The organism is Methanosarcina sp. DH2, assembly GCF_020804225.1.
GTDB lineage: Archaea > Halobacteriota > Methanosarcinia > Methanosarcinales > Methanosarcinaceae > Methanosarcina.
Map to the genome: position 1 here is coordinate 131,029 of NZ_WJBI01000016.1, position 19,591 is coordinate 150,619.

Annotated in this window: 17 protein-coding genes and 3 pseudogenes; 8 read left to right on the top strand and 12 right to left on the bottom strand. The window is 41.6% G+C overall.

Features of this window, described 5'->3' with window-relative positions; genetic code table 11:
• Positions 1–161 precede the first annotated feature (161 nt).
• A complete protein-coding gene (locus FXV91_RS15995) occupies positions 162–3,641 on the top strand; it encodes a HEAT repeat domain-containing protein (RefSeq protein WP_229391679.1) in 3,480 nt (1,159 codons plus the stop codon).
• Positions 3,642–3,652: 11 nt separating this feature from the next.
• On the opposite strand, the gene FXV91_RS16000 is transcribed toward FXV91_RS15995, so the two are convergent.
• Both FXV91_RS16000 and FXV91_RS16005 read right to left on the bottom strand, forming a co-directional pair.
• Entirely contained in the window at positions 3,653–4,018 is a 366-nt protein-coding gene (locus tag FXV91_RS16000; protein ID WP_229391680.1) for a cupin domain-containing protein, read from the bottom strand.
• A gap of 41 nt (positions 4,019–4,059) precedes the next feature.
• Positions 4,060–4,713, bottom strand: a complete 654-nt coding sequence (locus tag FXV91_RS16005) for a hypothetical protein (protein WP_229391681.1) — start codon at positions 4,711–4,713, stop codon at positions 4,060–4,062.
• A 173-nt stretch (positions 4,714–4,886) separates the two neighbouring features.
• Here FXV91_RS16005 and FXV91_RS16010 point away from each other — a divergent pair, with 173 nt between their 5' ends.
• The gene (locus FXV91_RS16010; RefSeq protein ID WP_229391682.1) at positions 4,887–5,069 is read left to right on the top strand and encodes a hypothetical protein; all 183 of its coding nucleotides are present in this window, start codon (positions 4,887–4,889) and stop codon (positions 5,067–5,069) included.
• Positions 5,070–5,088: 19 nt separating this feature from the next.
• On the opposite strand, the gene FXV91_RS16015 is transcribed toward FXV91_RS16010, so the two are convergent.
• From FXV91_RS16015 to cfbA, 10 genes are all read right to left on the bottom strand, one after another.
• Positions 5,089–5,583: an SRPBCC domain-containing protein gene (locus FXV91_RS16015; protein WP_322223518.1), complete on the bottom strand. Its 495-nt coding sequence runs from the start codon at positions 5,581–5,583 to the stop codon at positions 5,089–5,091.
• Between the two features lie 338 nt (positions 5,584–5,921).
• Positions 5,922–6,596 (bottom strand): PHP domain-containing protein, encoded by a 675-nt coding sequence (locus FXV91_RS16020; RefSeq protein ID WP_229391684.1) that lies wholly within the window; start codon positions 6,594–6,596, stop codon positions 5,922–5,924.
• 772 nt (positions 6,597–7,368) lie between these two features.
• The gene (gene hflX / locus FXV91_RS16025) at positions 7,369–8,655 is read right to left on the bottom strand and encodes a GTPase HflX (protein WP_229391685.1); all 1,287 of its coding nucleotides are present in this window, start codon (positions 8,653–8,655) and stop codon (positions 7,369–7,371) included.
• Entirely contained in the window at positions 8,652–9,047 is a 396-nt protein-coding gene (locus FXV91_RS16030; protein ID WP_229391686.1) for a DUF2209 domain-containing protein, read from the bottom strand. The genes hflX and FXV91_RS16030 overlap by 4 nt, the downstream gene beginning before the upstream one ends.
• Positions 9,048–9,253: 206 nt before the next feature.
• Positions 9,254–10,306 (bottom strand): tRNA-intron lyase, encoded by a 1,053-nt coding sequence (endA, locus tag FXV91_RS16035; protein WP_229391687.1) that lies wholly within the window; start codon positions 10,304–10,306, stop codon positions 9,254–9,256.
• A 524-nt stretch (positions 10,307–10,830) separates the two neighbouring features.
• Positions 10,831–12,366, bottom strand: coding sequence for a Ni-sirohydrochlorin a,c-diamide synthase (gene cfbB, locus FXV91_RS16040; protein ID WP_229391688.1), 1,536 nt, complete (start codon positions 12,364–12,366; stop codon positions 10,831–10,833).
• A gap of 61 nt (positions 12,367–12,427) precedes the next feature.
• Positions 12,428–13,225, bottom strand: a complete 798-nt coding sequence (gene cfbC / locus FXV91_RS16045; RefSeq protein WP_229391689.1) for a Ni-sirohydrochlorin a,c-diamide reductive cyclase ATP-dependent reductase subunit — start codon at positions 13,223–13,225, stop codon at positions 12,428–12,430.
• Positions 13,226–13,330: 105 nt separating this feature from the next.
• Entirely contained in the window at positions 13,331–14,443 is a 1,113-nt protein-coding gene (cfbD, locus tag FXV91_RS16050; protein WP_229391690.1) for a Ni-sirohydrochlorin a,c-diamide reductive cyclase catalytic subunit, read from the bottom strand.
• A gap of 337 nt (positions 14,444–14,780) precedes the next feature.
• The gene (cfbE, locus tag FXV91_RS16055) at positions 14,781–16,313 is read right to left on the bottom strand and encodes a coenzyme F430 synthase (RefSeq protein ID WP_229391691.1); all 1,533 of its coding nucleotides are present in this window, start codon (positions 16,311–16,313) and stop codon (positions 14,781–14,783) included.
• 27 nt (positions 16,314–16,340) lie between these two features.
• Complete coding sequence (cfbA, locus tag FXV91_RS16060) at positions 16,341–16,733, bottom strand: sirohydrochlorin nickelochelatase (RefSeq protein WP_229391692.1); 393 nt, start codon at positions 16,731–16,733, stop codon at positions 16,341–16,343.
• Positions 16,734–17,005: 272 nt separating this feature from the next.
• Here cfbA and FXV91_RS16065 point away from each other — a divergent pair.
• The 6 genes and pseudogenes from FXV91_RS16065 to FXV91_RS16090 all read left to right on the top strand — a co-directional run.
• Positions 17,006–17,122: pseudogene (locus FXV91_RS16065) on the top strand (IS1595 family transposase); the annotation flags it as partial.
• Between the two features lie 60 nt (positions 17,123–17,182).
• Positions 17,183–18,043, top strand: coding sequence for an NmrA family NAD(P)-binding protein (locus FXV91_RS16070; RefSeq protein WP_229391693.1), 861 nt, complete (start codon positions 17,183–17,185; stop codon positions 18,041–18,043).
• Positions 18,044–18,296: 253 nt separating this feature from the next.
• Positions 18,297–18,527, top strand: coding sequence for a hypothetical protein (locus FXV91_RS16075; RefSeq protein WP_229391694.1), 231 nt, complete (start codon positions 18,297–18,299; stop codon positions 18,525–18,527).
• Positions 18,517–18,786: a type II toxin-antitoxin system RelE/ParE family toxin gene (locus FXV91_RS16080; RefSeq protein WP_229391695.1), complete on the top strand. Its 270-nt coding sequence runs from the start codon at positions 18,517–18,519 to the stop codon at positions 18,784–18,786. The genes FXV91_RS16075 and FXV91_RS16080 overlap by 11 nt, the downstream gene beginning before the upstream one ends.
• Positions 18,787–18,961: 175 nt before the next feature.
• Positions 18,962–19,351: pseudogene (locus tag FXV91_RS16085) on the top strand (DUF4277 domain-containing protein); the annotation flags it as partial.
• 59 nt (positions 19,352–19,410) lie between these two features.
• Positions 19,411–19,591: pseudogene (locus FXV91_RS16090) on the top strand (IS630 family transposase); the annotation flags it as partial.

Consider the following 19,591-nt stretch of genomic DNA (forward strand, 5'->3'; position numbering starts at 1 on the left):
GAGGACTAAAGAAAATTCGGACCAGTAAAACCTTATTCCCTATACTGAACCTTTCTTGTCCCGCTCGACGAAGGAGAGCGGTCTTTCCCGCGAAAAAATAGAAAGAATTAATTTAAATGGTTTCAATAAGGGAGCTGATAGAGAAGTAACGAAGAAATGTTTTGTCAGCAAGGGATATAATGGTTTTTTCAGAATTTGCTTTAGGCTTTCTTACCAACTTGATATATGATTCTTCTAAGAAAATCCCTGAAGAAATTTCTGATATTTTCTCAAAAGTTTATGATAAAGCGATTGAAGAGTTTTCAAATAAGCACTATAAATTGAATGGAATACAGATTGATACATTTTTTCATCAGAAAAACGTGGAAATAGCAATCAAAAAATATCTGAAAAACCCGGATAAGCTTGATTGTTCAAATGTTTTAATTCAAGAGTTTTTTGAATTATTCGATGAGGAAGATTTCTCCCGCGAAGACGCAAATTTAATCTTAAGCACTTTTTTTGAAATTATAGATGCCGAGATCGAGAAATATCCTGAGCTTATAATATATCTTGATCATTACTTAGCAAAACTAACATTTTGTGAGGTTCAAGAGACAAATCAAGGAGTTCAGGAGTTATCTCAAGACGTCAAAGAAATCTCGCAAACAGTTCAGAAAATACACAAAGTGATTAATGAAAGTAGAGCGGATCAAAGTAGAAAAGAATTAGACATAGATTTCGATGAATCAATTAAAAAATACTTGAACAAAATAATAGAGGAAGAAGGCAAAAACGGAATTAGTGAAGTCTATACCGAACTTTCAGCCAAAGAAATTTTGCCAATAACCCTCAAATTCCGCAATGAGGAAAACGATAAAACGCAAGATTTTGAGGTTATTGAGCTTGTTGAAAAAGAAGAGAAACTCATCATTTCCGGGGAATCAGGCTCAGGAAAAACAACTACGCTTAGATGGTTAAACTTTACTTTTGCCACAAAGTATCTGGAAAATAAAGAGTGTAGCATTCCTTTATATGTTGAACTGAATTCATATAAAAAGGGTTCATTTTACGATTATTTTAAGCGTCAAATAAAGAAAAAAGGTTTATCTGAGACAACTCTCAAAACTCTCCTTGAAGGAAAAGTCATTATCCTGCTTGATGGTCTTGACCTGCTCTCACCTACCGAAAATTTCTTCCCTTATGATGAAATTTCCGATTTTTTCTCCGATTACAGCAATTGCCAAATCATTATATCTTCAAGGCCTGGCTTTTTTGAAAGCATTAGAAGGGATTTCAAAGTCTCAGAGCTGGAAAAACTTACCGATGAAAAAATCCAGATATTCATCGAGAAATATGTTGAGGAAAAAGAACTCGCAAATACTCTCAAAAACAAAATCCTTAACAATCAACAGCTAAAATCCATACTCTCAATTCCGATGATGCTTTACATTGCCATCAAAGTTGCGATAGGGAGAAAAGACCAATCCGATGATTTACTTCCTTCAAACCGTTCTGAATTGTACGAGGCTTTTATTTCTACTCTTTACAGTCATCAAGAAAAAAAAGGAAAATATCTCCACGCGGACAGAATACAGATTGAAAATGCTCTTACTGATCTGTATTTTAAACTTCAGTGCAGGAATGAAGTTTCATGCAAATATTCTGAAACCCTAAAATTTGTCAAAAAAAGCTCTGAAGATCCTATATTCAGAAAAATCAGCCCGCAGGTAATTCTTGAAGATTGCTTCAAACTTGGGACACTTAATAAAAATAATAATTATGTATCATATGGAATCCATCAGTCTTTTCAGGAATATTTTGCAGCTATAAAGCTGAAAGAACTTTTTGAAAGTGGATGTGACGTATCAGAGTCTTTTAGTCATCCAAAATGGGAAGAAGTCGTGATATTCACCTCTGAAATGCTGAATTCAGATTCTATTGATGAATTTATTGATTTAATGATTTCAAATGGCGAAATTTTCCTAGCTTCAAAGTGTGCAAATAAAGCAAGTGAAAAAATAAAGGAAAAATTATGTTCTTTGCTTGCCGATAAATTAGATTCTGCGTATGAGCTGGAAAAAATAAATTCGATTGAAAGCTTGGAAAGGATTGGAATCACTGGGATCAGTGCAATTATCAGAGCCCTGAAAGATAAAGACGTATTTGTGCGGAGGACTGCGGCAGAATCACTTGGAAACATAAAGTCAGAAAAAGCAGTGAAACCACTAATAAACTTACTGAAAGATGAAGATGGATCTGTACGGTTTGACGCGGCAGAATCACTTGGGAATATAAAGTCAGAAAAAGCAGTGCAACCATTAATAAACGCACTGAAAGATGAAAATGAAAACGTGCAGTGGAGTGCAGCAAATGCACTTGGGAATATAAAGTCGGAAAAAGCAGTGCAACCGCTAATAAACTTACTGAAAGATGAAGATTGGTCTGTGCGGTGGAATGCAGCAGAGGCGCTTGGAAATATTAAGTCGGGAGAAGCAGTGCAGCCGCTAATAAACTTGCTGAATGATGAAGATGAACGTGTGCGGGATAATGCGATAAGGACACTGGGAAATATGAAGTCTGAAACCGCCGTGCAGCCACTAATAAACTTAGTGGAAAATGGGGATCCATATGTAAGGCAGAGTGCGGCAGAGGCACTTGCGAATATCAAATCTAAGACAGCCGTGCAGCTAATAATCAATGCACTGAAAGATGAAGATTCATTTGTGCGGGGGAATGTAACAGAGGCACTTGGAAATATCAAGGCTGAGACAGCCGTGCAGCCGCTAATAAACTCACTGAAAGATGAAGATTCATATGTGAGATGGAATGCAGCAGAGGCACTTGGAAATATAAAGGCTGAGACAGCCGTGCAACCGCTAATAAACTCACTGAAAGATGAAGATTCATATGTGAGGTGGAATGCAGCAGAGGCACTTGGAAATATAAAGGCTGAGACAGCCGTGCAGCCGCTAATAAACTCACTGAAAGATGAAGATGTGCGGTGGAATGCGGCAGATGCACTAAGAAAAATTTGTACAATCAAAAATAAAAAGCAGCTGGAAGATCTACTGGGATCAGATCATGAATTTTCAGTTAACACGGCATTTGAAATCCTCTATGAGATCGAAAAAAAAGAAAAATCAGAACCTCTTTTGTTTAAAGATCTCAAGAAAAGAAGCAAAATAACTCCAAAATACAATATATTTGTCAGTTCGGTGCAGAAGGAGCTTGAAAACGAGCGTGTAATCATTAAGGATCTTATGGAAAACGATCCTTTCCTTTCAGAACATTATACCTCTTTACTCTACGAGTATGAACCTGCTTATCCAGAAAAAACACTGGAAGGTTGTTTGAATGCCCTAAATCGTTGTCAGGTTTATTTGCTCATTGTCGGGATGAAATATGGTACTCTTGTAGGAGAAATTTCTATAACTCACAGAGAATACCTCTATGCAAAGGAGAAAGGTTTTCCTATTCTTGTTTTCATCAAAGGTGAAAGGAACATAGAACGTGAGCAGGGAACTGAAGCCTTGCTCAGAGAAATTGAATCTGAAGACTTCAAGTACAAGAGATTCAGGAATGTCATCGAGCTCAAAAATGAAGTTAATGAATCCCTGAAAAAACTACTTCAGGACGAAGACAAATTTTTAAGAATCTAATTTTTTTTCACTTATTCCATCAGTTCCGTATCCTCATGCGAATACGCCGGCGCACAGCAGCAAAGAATCTTCAGCGGCGTGTTTTCTGTATTTTGAATCCTGTGCGGAATTTCCGGTGGAATACAGATAGTATCCCCTACTTTGACTTCGAATTCTCCCGAACCGAGTGTCATTATCCCGCTGCCTTCCGTAATGTAATAGATTTCTTCGGCTATCGCGTGTTTGTGGAGCAGTGTTTTCCCTCCGGCAGGCACAGTGGCTTCGGCAAGGCTCTGCCTGGAGTCGCCGTGGAGTGAGGGGTGCATGAGTTCGCGGATGATTGACCCGTCCTTTGTAATGTAGGGTTCTACCTTTTCGTATCTGGTTTTTAGCTGCATTCAGAAATACTGAAACTGGCAACTATATAATTATTATTCTTTTAAAGGGGAGGTGAAGGTTCATCTTCCTGCAAGAATTCGGAAAAGAGTAATGGGCAGTCAGGGATTTTTTCGGCATCTATCATAATCAAATTAAGATAGAAAGGTCCCCCGCGTTTAACATCTATAGGAGTGGGATCGACAAATTCCTGAATGTCAGCAGGATGCTCGAGATAAAACCTTTCAAGTTCCGGGCGATTCAAATTTTCTTTGCAGGGAAGACCCACAGCATAAATTTTAGAATCTAAAAGGTCCTTGGCTCCTGCATCCAGAACAAGTGCAAAAAAGGAGTATAGCCCATGAGGCAGATCAAGCATGTATCTGGTGTCTGCATCAAGCTCGGATAATAAAAGGTTCTGAGTCATTTTCCTGTACACCATCAAAAGCAACACCTTATCTTCGGAAAGGAGTTCCTGAACCGTATCTGGCAGGAAAAGGTTCCCGAAGACAAACTCGTACTCTTCATAAGTCGAAGCCGTAAAATCATTTCTAACAAACAGCAGACCGTCCTGATCCGAGAGAGAATAACCCATATTACCCTGAAGATCGATTATCGGATATTTTCCTGCAGAGGTATCTTCCCAGAACTTTTCAAGAGCTCTGTCCTCTATTCGGGACAAAAGGTGTATACACTTTCCAACAACAATGCCTTCCAACACTAAACCCCCCTGATGCTGCGGCTATTTTTAGCCAGATTTTCCCGGGCACAAAAACCCGCTTGTCGGATCAAAAGTCATAGAATATTAATCCCCGAGTAATATATAAAGAACATTATATAAATGTATGAGTATGAAAACCTGACCAAATAATTCAGGCTTCCAGATAACAAATGCAAAACGCGAATCCAGACATAAACTCAAATGTAAACTCAGATGCAAAATCAAATGCAAATTCGGATACAAATTCAGATGCAAATCCAGGCAAAAAAGATGAATTCAAAAATAAATGCACAGCTGGAGAGAAGGAAAAATCAGTTTATAGATCCATTTATTATAAATTAGCCCTTTATTAAAAATTGAGTTTTTAGAGGCTCATTTGATCTTTTCTGCCCTTTTTTTAAGGGCATTGTTCAGATCCTGAAAACTGCGTGTTGTACCTTTGTCTATAGACCATGAGGCGCTGATAATAGGAATTGCAATTCCATTGAATATCTCTTTCTGAATAAAATGTACTTTATGACCTGAAATTTCTTCGAGGATGAAACTGTGCTCCCCATCGAGCAGCCCGGGGAAAAAAAAACTTCCTTTCCAGGTGAGCTCTTTTCTTGGCTCCAGGCGAATTATTCTCGGGTGAAGGGTCACGCCTTTTTTTTCCCACTCCGGCTTCATATGGACTTTAATTTTACTCCCTACCTTTGCCTCCCCGCTGATTTCCCTTATATAAGGGTTCCACTGGGGATAGGCTGCAAAATCCATAAGTATCTGCCAGATGCGGTCCGCAGAAGCGAAGATTTCAATTTCTGTGCTGACTTCTTTTTTTAACCCGATGGTTGCAACTCCTCTTTCGCTTTTCCTGTTATTCTCAATCTATCGAAGGCAAACTTATTAACCCTGCTTATTTGAACCGAGAGTCAGAGAGATAATAGTAAAAAGAAGATCCGGGATATACGTTCAGTTAGCTCACTCTGTTGATCGTTAGGTTTGATTGTTAGGTTAGATCGCTCGGTTAACTCATTAAGTCAACTCATTCAACTGATCGTTAAGTTAAATTGTTAAATTACATGTTAAGGCTACATCGTTAAGGCTATATCATTACATATCACTAAGTTAGCTCACTCAGTCGTTATTCCAGACCTGGTCAAAAGTCATTTACTTAAAGTCCTTTACTTAAAGTCCTTTACTTAAAGTCCTTTACTTAAAGTCCTTTAAAACTTTCCGAATAATTTCCTCTTCAGTTTTCGTTTTACGCTTCCTGACATCTGCTCAAGAATAATTGGAGCGGGTGTGCTTCTCCCTGCAGGGGCAACTTTTCCTTCCCTTATTGCCCTGAGAACTGCTTCGACTGTGTTTTCAGAGGCGTCAATTTCAGTGTATGCTTGACCTACCATTTCGGGAATATGAGAATCACTTCCAGCAACGCCTGGAATTCCAAGCCTTTTTGCCTCGGTTAAAGCTTTCCTGTTGGCTCCGTTAAAAAGGCAGCGAGAATTGAAGACTTCAACTGCATCTATATCAAGGCCCTCAAAACTTCCTATCCCGTGGGAACTGCTCTTGAAAGGGTGGGGGATGATAATCGTGCCTCCAAGTTTTCTTGCCTGGAGGATCGTTTCTTCCGGGCTTAACAAAGGCTCAATATTTTCCCTGATCCCAAGAACCAGGATATGCCCTTTTGAAGAACTTACTTCCATCCCTGGAATGACTGTGATTTCAAGACCAAGGTCCATGGCTTTTTTCGCACAGGCAAGCCCGCCTTCAACCGTATCGTGGTCACAGATAGCAAATCCGTCAAGTCCTTTTTTCAGGGCAATCTCAAGGATATTCTCATGGCTTGAATTGCTATCTCTTGAATGGCTGGAATGTACGTGAAGATCGAATTTCATGCTAATATAAAAATGCGGGATGAATTTATATAAATTTTGAAACGGAAACGAAAAAGAGAAAAAGAAAGGAGGCAGGGACGTGACACAGTGTTTTAGATCAAATAAGAAATGGGTGAAAAAATAATGTGAAAAAATAATTAACGAACGGCTTAGATGTGGGATCTCAGGATAGCTTGCTTCACATTCAAGATTAGAGGTATTGGCTCCAGAAAAAAAATCCGTCCGCATTCTTATTTAGGGCAGGAAAAAATAAAAGCATTTCGTTTGAGTACGAACAAATTTAGGTTTAAACATGGGTAAATTTAGACTTAAACATGGATAAATAAACATGGATAAATAAACATAGATAAATAAACATGGATAAATTTAGATTTAACGTACGGATTGAGAAAGGAGGATCAAAATAGCTGCATCAGGATAAACAAGCAGAAAGAAGTGAAAGGAGGAAATTACGAACGGGCAAATGCATATAAAAAATCTGGTGTAGGGGTAGTTTAGGATATTAGGAGGGTCTGATGTCTTCAGTAGACGCCCGTTCGCAGATAAACAAACGACTTTAGGGTATAAATGTCTTTCGTAGTTATACGAACAATATTCAGGTTAGATAGAAAAATTTTCGGAAAAGAAAAATATTGGTAAATATAAGGGCAATATACCAACGATTTTTATAGAATTGGAAAGTCTTATTATTTCCCCATACCGCCTGAAAAAGCACCATAAGTGTTATTTAACATTATTCGTCTCGATTCAACAGCATAAACGTTATTCAACTTTATTCGTCCCGATTCAGTTCCAGAGATCTTATCCTGCTGATTACCTCTGTCCTGGCTTCATAGTCCACTGAAATTCGTTCTCCATACTCAACCCTGTGAACAATACCCTCTTCGTACAGCCAGGAGAGAATTGACATCCCTTTTTCCGAGTTTGGAAGGGAAAAAGAGTAGAAAGACCATGCAGGAAGGTGTTTGATTATTTCGGCTTTTAATTCCTGCATACCAGCCTTTTCTTTTGCGGAAACAAACACGGGATTTGGAGCCATATAACCTATTTCTTCCATAACAGCTTCAAGTTCGGATGCCTTAAGCAAATCGGTCTTGTTAAGCACCGTGATTACCGGAATACCCTGAATGCGGTCCCAGAGAGTATCGTGAGCTGTGGAAAGTTTTTGCAGGATTATCTCAGGTTTTTCGCTTACATCGACTACAAGCAAGATAAGGTCTGAAAGAAAGATCTCATCGAGAGTGGATTTGAAGGCGTCAACCAGCCAATGCGGAAGCTCTTCTATAAACCCTACGGTATCTGTCAAAAGAGCCTTTCTTCCTCCCAGGTCAAGTGCCCGGGTAGTCGGCACAAGGGTTGTAAAAAGCATATTCTGTGCTTCAACGCTTTCGTCAACAATAGAATTAAAGAGAGTGCTTTTTCCGGCATTGGTATAACCTGCAAGGGAGACAAGAGAAAAGCCCTTCCTGTGCCGAAACTCCCGAAGAGACTCATCGTCTTTTTCTGCAGACTCAAGTTCACTTTCAATTCTTGTTATCCTTTTCTTCAGGCCCTGTTCATAAGCGTCCTCATAGTCTCCAAGCCCCATGAAACCTGCCTTTTCCTCTTTTTTCAGAATGGAAACAATAGCTCTTGCCCTGGGGACCTCGTATCTTAGCCTCGCAAGTTCAACCTGCAACTTGGATCTGCGTGTGGTAGCTCTTTTTGCAAAGATCTCAAGGATAAGCTGGAACTTGTCTATAACCTGGCACCTGCAGATTTCCGAGATATTGAAAAGCTGAATTGTAGAGAGTTTGTTATAAAAGATGACCTTTTCAGCCCTCTTTATTCTCACAAGTTCGGCAAGCTCCTCTATCTTTCCTCTCCCCAGTTGATACTTGGAATCCGGAAACCTTATCTGCGTAAGCTCCCCAACAGGAACATAGCCTGCAGCCTTTGTAAGTTCCCTGAGTTCCTCAAAGAGATATTCGCTGCGTTCAGGATCAGCCCGCGGGTTTGTTCTTTTTACAAGAATTACCCTGTTTTCGGTTTCTATTTTTTGTTCTGCCGGAATTTTCACGCCTCAATGTTAAGTTCTTTGATGAGTAGATTTCGAGCGCTCAAAGAAATATGGTGAGCAAGTTCGATAGCCCTTCTCTCAGCTATGGACTCCTGGTACTTAAATGCCCTTGAAAACATACTTTCTGGCACCCACAGGGGCTGGTTGTACATATCCCCTTTTTCTACCACAATTGTCCCCTCAAAGGAAAGCTGGTTAGCCGTATCCTCAATCAGCTGCACGACATCAAGCAAGCCAGGTGCTCTTTTAAGCCAGAATGGAAGGATCTTCACCTGCTTCACCTTTTCGATATGGTCAGCAGAAACAGTAAGGGCTGCTGCCGCACAGACCATGTAGTAGCCTTCTTTGATCCTGTGCCTGCCCGAAATGTCCACTGCAATAATGTTCCACATCTATGTTTCACCCTCTTTCCGGGATGAAAACCCGGTTTTTACGACCCTAAAGAGAACGGCGAGTGTGTCCATTCAGATCAATAATTTACTCGGATCAGTAATTCACCTGGATCAGTAATTTACCTGGATCAATAATTTACCTGTATCAGTAATATTTACTCAAATCTCTGCTCGAAAAAAATACAATATGAAATCGCATTAGAGGATCACATTTTGACCCTGCCGATATCCAGGTACTCGACCCCTTCCCCTTTCTCGACTGCAAAGAGCATTCGTTTGCGCACGCTGTTTGCAAGCCGGACAGCCCCGGACATAACCGGAAGCCTGAACTCGTAATCTGCAGGGATAACGTTCACAAGGTACTCGGAATGAGGAATCTTTTCTATGGTTTCGACTTTCCTGTAGACCCTGAAATGAGTCCCGAACTTGAAACCTGTCTTGACCACATGCCCGGAGTCCCTCAGGGCTTTATATGCACTGTATTTCCGCAGGAAAGAACCTTCGATTTCCGAGGCTTTCTCAACAAACTCTTCGAATGAGAAGACCTTTCCTTTTCTGTCCCTGACAACTATGACCCCTCTGGAAAAGAGGTAGAGAGACTCAACAAGGGACAGCTGCAACCTTTCAGGGTCGAGCATTTTCCCGTAGAAACCTCTGGTATAAAGAGCCCCGGAAGCCTGAGGGTCCCAGGCTATTACCCTGTCTTCGAGGAAAGTTGCATCGGTTTTAACTACAGGGGAAGGCTCAAGCATCTCCCCTTCAGGGGCAGCGGTTTTTACCTCGTAAAAGGTAAGGTCGCTTTCTTCGTCCACCACAGCCAGGATGAACTGCTTGTGTACATTTTCTGCCGAGGCGACAGAGTCCTCCAAAAGCTTCACAGGAAGGAGCTGCCTTTCGGACAGGACATGGACAAAAATTCTTGCTGCACTTTTTCCGGGATGGCTGCCTCTCGGGTATACCCTGAAGTCCGAAGCTGAAGGCTGGACATAATACCCCCGCTCTTTGAGGTCTTTATACACTATATATTTCAGCTCGAAATTCTCCTGCCTCAAAGAAGCCTGTTCGAAAAAGGCCCTGAAATCAAGCAGCCTTCCTTCAAGCTCGATATCGAGTTTTCCTCTGAACTGGAGGTATGCAGCTTCAACAAGGGATAGTTCAAGCCCGTCATCCCTGGGACGCCCGAAATAACCTGTTTTGTAAAGTTCGGCTACCGCTTCCTTTCCGGCAAGGACCCGGTCCCCTTTAAGTTGTGTTTTCAATAGATTCACCTGAAAAGAAAATAGAATAAAAATAAGTTTTATAAGAGTTTATTTTGTATAATTCTGGCTTTTAACAGTATGGGTTTTAACAGTCTTTCTTGTATCAATCTGGATTGTACCAATCAGATTGTATCAATCAGATTGTATCAATCAGATTGTGTCAATCAGATTGTGTCAATCAGGATTGTTATTACAGTATTGTAAGAATCCTGCCTGTAAAACTCATTTATAATAACCTGGCTTAATATAAGGCTTAATATAATATTGTTTTTTCTACCTGCAAAGATAAGTGATCTATGACCTGCAGGAGGATTATGCAATTCTGTGGATCATACCTTAAGATCATGTCTTAGAATAATGTCCTAGAATAATGTCCTAGAATAATGTCCTAGAATAATGTCCTAGAATAATGTCCTAGAATAATGTCCTAGAATAATGTATTCTGATTATGCATTCTGAGTATATATTCTGATTATATATTCTGATCATGTATTCAGACCATGCATTTAGGTTGAAAACCCGGATTAAGTCTGTGTGTTTTGTATATTTTCACCCGGAGTCCCTGAAATCCCTGAACCTCTGGAATCCCTGAACATACGGGCAGCTTCGACAAGTGAACCTGCAAGTTCCCTGTATGCGACCCCGTGCAGGTGGGCGTAAGAACCAAGGGTATTGCAAGCAATAAGCCCATCCCTATCCCCTTTTATTCCGGTGCCCCGCGAAAGAGTTATTGCAAATTCCGCATCATCAGGGATTTCCCGGATTTCGGAGTGGTGGAACTCATGTCCTTTGAAGCTGCTGCCTTCTTTTCCTATAAGGCAGTCCCTATCAAGGGTCCCGATATTGTAACTGACAACCCTTGTCTGCCCCATAATCGTGTGGCCTGGAAGCGCCCCAACCATTGAATAGGTGGACTCTGGCATAGACGCATCGTGGTATGTGCCTTTTCCCGGAACTCCTGTACTGATTTTCTCAGTAAGGTACATGAGCCCACCGCACTCGGCGTATACAGGCATACCTGCAGCGGAAGCTTCTTTAATATCTGTTCGCATGGACTCGTTGGCTTCGAGTTCGGCTGCAAAAAGTTCGGGGTAACCACCTCCTATATAAAGTCCGTCAACATCAGGAAGCCGGAGGTCTTTTACCGGGCTGAAGTAAACAATTTCCGCACCTGCAAGTTCCAGCAGGTCAATATTGTCATGGTAGTAAAAATTGAAAGCTTCGTCAAGGGCAATACCTATCTTTGGTCTGTAAGACCCTGAACTTACAGAAGGGGAAAAAACACTGTTTTCCAAACTTTCCAGGGGGTTTGCGCTCCTTGCGATTTCCAGGAAGCGGTCCACATCAATTCCTTTAGTGATAATTTCTTCAATGCCCCGAAGCCTCTCATCAAACCCTTCGTTCCCAAGCCTCCGCCTTCCTTCAAGAGCCGGCATAAGCCCGAGGTGCCGCATGGAAATCTGCATGGAGGGGTCTCTTGGAATAATTCCTATAACCGGCACGCCAGTGTAGTATTCTATTGCCTCTTTTGCCTTTTCTGCGTGGCGGTGGCCCCCTATATTGTTGAGGATTACGCCTGCAATCTCCACATCAGGGTCGAAATTCTTGTATCCGCTTATAAGGGCAGCACTGGAGCGAGTAATGCTGCGGGCATTGATTACGAAAACCACAGGGCATTTAAGGATTTTTGCAATTTGGGCAGTGCTCCCAAGGTCGCTCAAGCTTTCAAAGCCCTCGTAAAGCCCGCGGACACCTTCAATAATTGCAATATCCGCCCCGTCGCCGGTTTCACAGGCATGAGTATAGACATCAAGAATCCCGTTCTCATCCATAAGGTACCCATCAAGGTTCCTGCAGAACCTGCCTGTGATCTCAGTGTGGTAGCTGGGATCGATGTAGTCAAGGGCGACCTTGAAGGGCTGGACTTTATACCCTCTTGAAACAAGGGCAGCCATAAGGCCCATGGAAATTGTAGTCTTGCCTGAAGAGGAACGGTCTGCAGAAATAAGTACTCTGGGAATGCTCCCTGCCCCTGTTCCGGATTGTTTGCTGTGGGTCATGCTTTCAACACCCCTGAGTTTAATTTATTCATTTATCGCAGTACGGGTAAGTTTTTGCAGTTTATTTTGTCATTTCCCTTAACCGTTCATCGCTCAGGTGGCCTGCCATAACCTTCGTTTCGTTTTGAATGATTGCCTTTCCGAGCTGGCGGTAGATTTCGGCAATGTCGGATTCGGGAGCTTTTTCCATGACGGAGTACCCGTCTCGCTCGCAAACCTGGACTACATCCCGCTTGGGGATGAAAGCCATAAGCTGACTGCCGATCTCCTCAGCAAATTTTTTGACGATTTCCTCTTCCCGGATTGCGTTTCTTGAATTGCAGATAACCCCGCTAAGAGGCATTCCGATCTTAGAAAACCCTTTGCAGATGTTGTTTGCAGCATACAGTGGCATATATTCTCCTGAGGTCAGGACGTATGCCTCATTTACATAGCCCTTCCGGACAGGGGCAACAAATCCGCCGCAGACGATATCTCCGGGCACATCGTAGATTATAAGGTCCTGTTCTTTAAGGAGATTTTCTGAAATGCTTTTCAGCTTCTGGATTGCAACTATGATCCCGCGACCTGCACAACCTACGCCGGGCTCCGGGCCACCGGCTTCTATACATTTGACGCCTGCATATCCTTCAAAGACCACATCTTTTTCCTTTACATCCACACCTTCGCGGAGCAGGTCGAGGATGGTTGGGATTCTCCTGCCCCCAAGAAGGGTTATGGACGAATCACTTTTGGGATCGCAGCCTATGATCATAACTTTCTTCCCTGCTTCCGCACAGGCAGCTGCAATATTTGAGGCTGTGCTCGACTTACCTATGCCGCCTTTTCCGTAAATTGCAACGATCTTTTGTTTTTTCAAAGGATCTTCCTCCCGTTATCTGACTATATCCTGGCTTTACTTTATCCTGGCTTTACTTTATACCGGCCTTACTTTATCCTGACCTGTATCCTGACTCTTTTATTTTCAGGTTTCCTTTGCAACTTCCCTTAAAGTGGCTCCAAACTCGGATTCCACTATTTCGCTGACTCCAAGGGTCTTTGGGTGGAGGTCGATCTCAACCATAACATGCTCGTGCCCCATCTCTTTTAAGGGAAGGACCTGCCTGGGACCATTCGTAATCGAGATCAGTTCCATATCCCTTATGTTCTCCATCGGGACTGCATGCGGAACACCCGTAATAACTGCAAAATCGTAATCACTGTATTTCGTCTTAATCAGTTCGCTGACCTTTTCCCCTGCTATAGGGTACTCATCCATGCCGCCGATGATTTCATGGATCTCAACCCCATGGGCTATGAAGTCACGCATGATGTATTTTGCATGCTGCCTGACCCGCGGAAGCCCGAGTTCAGGATCGATATTTGCCATATTGACCAGATTTTCCTTTTTACCGAGAACAGCTGCAACCTCATTGACTGCAAGGGTAATATCTGCAAACATATAGCCTGTTTCTTTTTTGGCATTCATTATGATGAGACCTTTCTTGCCTTCCTTAAGGAGTTCAATGACACGCCTGGCAACCTTATATTTGAGATCCCCACGGGAAGGGGCAAGGTATTCCCTGCTTGCAGCCCCGAATTTTTTTTCAACCTCTGTAGCTTTTATGAGGAGGTATTCCTGGCGCTCGAACTCTTTATGGTCAATTATCCCGGCATCGAGTGCAGACTCAAGGGCAAAGAGTACGCCTTTAGTGTTGTTGTGATAGCCTGCATGCACTTCGACTTCAATAACCGGGATATCCGGGTTTGCCTCGAGCACGGCTTCATGCATCTCCTCTCCTATAATCATGCTGGCGCAGGTCCCGACAACACCCAGAATTTTCGGGTTGAAGAGTTCGATGGACTTGTTGATTAGCTGTACAAGCCGGTCATGCCCTCCGAAAACAAAACCATTCTCGTCAAGCCCTGTAGTAACTACATGGATGCCGTCCTCCTCAAGCAGCCTCGCATGCTTGAATGAGCAGCCAGGAGGCCCGTGAAGAATTGCAACATCGACATTCAGGTCTCTCAGGGTATAAAGAGCCGCAACTATTGAACTCGGGCGGGGGTGAATAATTGAAATCTCTTTTCCAGTCATGACAAATCCTCTTACTGATAAATCCTCTTATTCTGATTATACGAATGCTAAATATGGGTTTTACCCGGAAAATTCCGGCATCCCGCAGGACAATTAACCCCGACCTGAACGGGAAGAAGGTATCCGGAAGCAGGATCAGTTGATAGTTAAACAAGCAATGGAAACGAATACAGATTAGAAGACCCTGTATAAAATTGTATCATAAAAATCCGGCGAAAAGTCAGCAGCCTGACCGGAAATCCTGCCAATCTTCCGGACCCGGCCGGAGAATTTTCGAAGGAACAACATACATAGAACAAGTTGCATGAAAGATCATCCAGAGTAATAGAGTTAGCGTTTAGCGGAAACATTTCACGGAAGAGAGAATTATATCTTCTGTTCCTGCAAGTTCCAAAGCTTTCAAAAGCCCTTCCGGGAGGCTTTCTGCATAAGAGGCATTTTTACCAGCTACTGCTTTCATCCTTTCTCCAACGAGTATAATATGCCTGCATCTCGTACCGAAGCTCTCAACAAAACCCTGTACTGAGACCGGGGGAAGTCCCTCGCAGACCTGAGAGGCTTCCTCTCCGAGGACAAGAATTATGCCCCTTTTTTTTTCGTCCTTTTTCTTAAGGAGAGCGTATTCAAGAGCTTTTTCAGCAGAGAGGATGTCCATTCCGGAGTTAGAGTTATCAACAAGGGCAACCCCGTTAAGATCTTTTTCCTGCATCCTGCCTGAAAGCCCCCTGAATTCCTCAAGCACGGAAACTACAATTTTTCGATCAACCCCAAGTTCGAGAGCGGCTGCTGAGGCTGCAACAAAGGCGGTCCTGTATGCCGAATTGTGATACCCGGGGCGCAGGGAAGCTGAAAAAATTTCTTCTCCTCTACGGAGAAAACGCAGGACAGAGCCTGAAACTCCGGGAGTAATTGACGGTTCCGGGGGGGCTGACGGTTCTGGAGAAGCTGACGGTTCTGAAACAGCGGATAACTCTGAAGGAATTGATAATTCTTCAGAAGCTGGTAATTTTGAAGCCCCATCTTCAGTTTCAAGAACAAAATCAGGAACCTCAGACAGCTTTACATTGAGCTCTGTATAAAATGGGTCCTTAAAGGTGAGAACCTTTGCCCGGCTTCCTTTTGCGGCCTCAAGGGCTTTTTCTGCCCCGGCATTAAGAAGAAGGGTGCTTCCGGGTTTTGCGTTCAGGATAAGCTGGAGTTTTGCATCACTTGCAAAGGCAGTGTTGTTTGCAATTCCGTAATCAGGGGAAAGGGTTGTAAGGATCCCGAGGTCTGCAGTACCCATACCTCCGATAGAGATTTCAAATATGAAGAAGTCAGGCCTGATCCCTGCCTCAAGACTTTTTTCAATGGCTGTCAGGATACTTCCCGGAGTAATGCTCAGGCCGCTGTGAATAAGAGAAGGAGTCCCCTCTTTCCAGGCTTCAAGCCCGCGCGAGGTATGGAGCACGATATCGAACCTGCGGGAGAGCATATCAGCGAGCAGGGACGCAGTGCTTGTCTTCGCTTTTACGCCAGTGATTTCAATTATCTTTATACCCGAAAGCTCAGGGTCATCTTGCAGAATTTTCCCTACAGCTTCGTGGTGAGATAGAACTGTTTTTCCTTCCGACCTGGCTTCTGCAAGCATGGGATAAGCCGGATCCAGGTGCACAGGCGCTACCAGAAAATCGAATTCGGATAAAGGGAGAGGAGCTTTTGAAAAGCGAATACCGCAGTTTTCTTCAAGCTCCCCGAGCAACGCCGGATCCACGGTCCCGTAAACATCTACTCCGGACACATCGTTTCCCAGAGCTGCAAGCTTTTTTGCGATTGGAATGCCGCCGTGTGTCAGGTCAAGCACGGCGAGCTTCTTCCGAAAAAGGTCCATAACAAAACCGGACCCAGATCTTTAAATCTACAGGGATTCCTGAACCCTCTTAAAGACGAGGTCAGCTATCAGTGAGTCGGCTCCGAGAGGTTTTGCGTAGCAGAGGGGAATTTCTTTTCCATCAATAGTAATGGTTCCGCAACCGTTTTCATCCAGGCTCAGGATTTTGGGGATATCCTTTGTGATATGTACACCTGAAGCCAGGAAAACAGGTACTGCTGAAATCTTTGTTACTCCTGTACCTGAAAAGCCTGCAATTGCTTCTTCAAGGGTGGGCTCACTGTTTTCCATAAACCCTGCTCTAACAATAACATCAGAGTGCTTCTGTGCGATGTAATCTGCGATCTGGCTGACTACCTCTTTGTTGTAAGGCAGTTTGCTCCCGTGGCCAATGGCCAGAATTCCGAGTTTTTCTGTCATTTTTGAAACCTCTTCTAATTTTAAGCTCAATATTATTCAGAATTTGTTTAACACAATTATTTTAATTTGTAACATCAAAGAGTTTAACATAGTTAGGATTTATCCGATATAACCTCTTCGTTTCTAAAGTTTATGTGTCTTAATTCCTTGCTGAAGTCTCCTGTGACTGATTCACATTCTAAAAAAGAAGAAGTGCCAAACATAGTTAAGATCGTTTTAAGACAGTTGGAGGTAAAACATAGTCATTGCCTAGATTATGATTAAGTATCGGCTTATATGACGGAAAAATTAAATCAGAATCAACCTTATGTACGGATAAGATGAACTCTTATGCAAGGTTTGCCAACAGCAATAATATAAATCTTGTACAGTTAAAAACAGGTAAGTCGAATCAAGATTTCAATTAAAAAAATGAAAGAATCACTGGATTTTGGAACTGAGTCGGTAACATGAACATGAATATAATATTAGGAGCAACAGGACAGATAGGTTCAATGCTTGTAGATAATCTTTTAAAGAAAGATCAACCGGTAAGAGCCGTTATTCGAAATGTTTCTAAAGCACAAGAATTAAAAAATAAGGGTGCTGAAGTTATTATTGCAGATTATTTTGATGTAGAAGCCTTAAAAAAAGCCTTTCATGGGGGAAGTTCGGTTTTTCTCTTAACACCTGAAAATCCTGCATGTGAAAGTTGTTTAAAAGAAATCCAAATGATTATAAACAATTATAGGGAAGCTATATTATCATCCGAAGTTACTAAAATTATTGGTTTATCTTCTATGGGGGCACAGCACGAATCGGGAACAGGTAACCTGATGGCCTCTTATATGCTGGAACACGCATTCTCTGACCTTGAAATTGAACAAATTTTCATTCGACCTGCTTATTATTTTAGTAACTGGCTTGGATATTTAGAACTGGTTAAGGAACATGGAATCCTGCCAACTTTTTTTCCACCTGAAATGGAGTTGCCTATGATTGCTCCACCAGATGTTGCTAAATTCTTATCTGATGTAATGGTTTGTAAAACTCCACAGGAAAGAATATATGAGATAATGGGTCCTCATGCTTACAGTTCTTCAGATATTGCAAAAATATTCGGAGATGTATTAAATAGAGATGTAACTTTACAACAAGTGTTACCTGAAGAATGGGAAAGTACATTGATACAGGCAGGGTTCTCAAAAGATGGGGCAAATAATCTCATACTTATGACAAAAGCAGTTATTGATGGAAAAACTAAAAATGATACGGCTAATCAGATTCGTTTTACTACAGATTTCAAAACATATTTGAAAAATAATATATAAAATATTTCATTTTTGGGCTTCTTCAGAAGTTAGCGCCAAAATATTTTGATTAATTACTTCTTCATTGATGAAAACTTGAGCTCCGGTAACATCTAAAAGCTGATCTCAATGTTATTTGCTTTCTTTCCGATGTAAATAAGGCCGCCAACCCGAATATGTTTTCTCTCTAAAACCCATATTTCCCCATCAAAAATAATTTTCAAGAAACTGATAAAGTAAAAACAGGAGTAACTTTATCAGTTTTTTAACTGACATGGTCATAAATACCATAATAGCTATAGTGACTATTATGTCAGAAACCACAACTATACAGATATCTAAAGACACCCGTGATGAATTAAAAAACATTGGGAAAATGGGTGATGACTACAATACCGTTATACGAAAATTGATCCATGAACACAACTGCAATAAACTTATAGACGAAGGCGATAGGCTCATAAGAGAACATCGTGATGAGTTCGTGAGCATCGATGACCTTTAAAGTTCTGATCCACCCTAAGGTCTTCGAAAAGGTTCCTGTAGATCATAGGGATCAAATCAGAGAGGCCCTTCGAGAACTAAAAGACCCCTTGCCAGAGGGAAACAAAAAAGAAGTAAAAGGAAGTCACAAAACGGTCTATCGGCTTCATGTAGGTGATTTTCGCATTTTATACGAAATTGATTTTGAACGAAGCGAGGTTCTTGTTTTTAATATAATAACGGCTGAACAGGCGCATAAGAAATACAACCGTTTTAAATAATCCTCAAAACTTTTTTCTCACTTACCCTTTCTTAGTTTTCCTATGAAACGCGCTCTCAATATATTCAGCTAATATATCTGTATAACCGACTTTCCGCAGATGTCTGATAAATTTATTCCTTTTTCTCGCTAATATCTAAATATCAAAAATGTCGTATTCTGCTTTGGATTTCATTATGTTTGTTACAACACGTTCTCTTGATCATCATGGAATCGTTTCTGGCATTTATGATGAACTTGAAATTGGAAAAGTGATTGATGAAGTGCTGCCCAAGTTTGGGCAGCACAAGTTAGCTCATTCTATTGTAGTAAAAGCAATGATCCTCAACTGTCTTGGTTTCGTAGACAGTCGTCTTTACATRTACTCTCAGTATTTTGAAACTCTTCCTGTTGAAAGACTCCTYGGTTCCGGGATCATTGCATCTGACCTTACTGATGATGTTTTAGGTAGAACTCTTGACGAAATATATGAGGCAGATTCTACTCAACTTTTCATGAAACTTGCCTTGAAAATGATGGAAATCGTGAACGTCAGGACTCAACTTCTCCAATGTGATACTACTAGTACTTGGATTCTTATATAAATCCATAAAATAATTATATTAATTGTTAGATAAATGACCTTATGTCTCGTATAAGCCGTCGCCCCAAATTATCATTTACTCAAAAAGATTTAGACTATCTTATCAAGCTCAGCCGATCTAGAAATCAAGCAGCAAGCATTGTTGAAAGRTCTAAAATCATACTTTTAAGCTATCAGGGAAAAAACGATACTGAGATCTCCAGAGAGTTGAAAGTAGATTATA

Bases quoted from the DNA above. Each gene is read 5' to 3' on its own strand.
- FXV91_RS16000 (WP_229391680.1), bottom strand. From the start codon at position 4,018: ATGCAGCTAAAAACCAGATACGAAAAGGTAGAACCCTACATTACAAAG.
- FXV91_RS16010 (WP_229391682.1), top strand. From the start codon at position 4,887: ATGCAAAACGCGAATCCAGACATAAACTCAAATGTAAACTCAGATGCA.
- FXV91_RS16020 (WP_229391684.1), bottom strand. From the start codon at position 6,596: ATGAAATTCGATCTTCACGTACATTCCAGCCATTCAAGAGATAGCAAT.
- FXV91_RS16030 (WP_229391686.1), bottom strand. From the start codon at position 9,047: ATGTGGAACATTATTGCAGTGGACATTTCGGGCAGGCACAGGATCAAA.
- cfbB (WP_229391688.1), bottom strand. From the start codon at position 12,366: ATGACCCACAGCAAACAATCCGGAACAGGGGCAGGGAGCATTCCCAGA.
- cfbD (WP_229391690.1), bottom strand. From the start codon at position 14,443: ATGACTGGAAAAGAGATTTCAATTATTCACCCCCGCCCGAGTTCAATA.
- cfbE (WP_229391691.1), bottom strand. From the start codon at position 16,313: ATGGACCTTTTTCGGAAGAAGCTCGCCGTGCTTGACCTGACACACGGC.
- cfbA (WP_229391692.1), bottom strand. From the start codon at position 16,733: ATGACAGAAAAACTCGGAATTCTGGCCATTGGCCACGGGAGCAAACTG.
- FXV91_RS16070 (WP_229391693.1), top strand. From the start codon at position 17,183: ATGAACATGAATATAATATTAGGAGCAACAGGACAGATAGGTTCAATG.
- FXV91_RS16075 (WP_229391694.1), top strand. From the start codon at position 18,297: ATGGTCATAAATACCATAATAGCTATAGTGACTATTATGTCAGAAACC.
- FXV91_RS16080 (WP_229391695.1), top strand. From the start codon at position 18,517: ATGACCTTTAAAGTTCTGATCCACCCTAAGGTCTTCGAAAAGGTTCCT.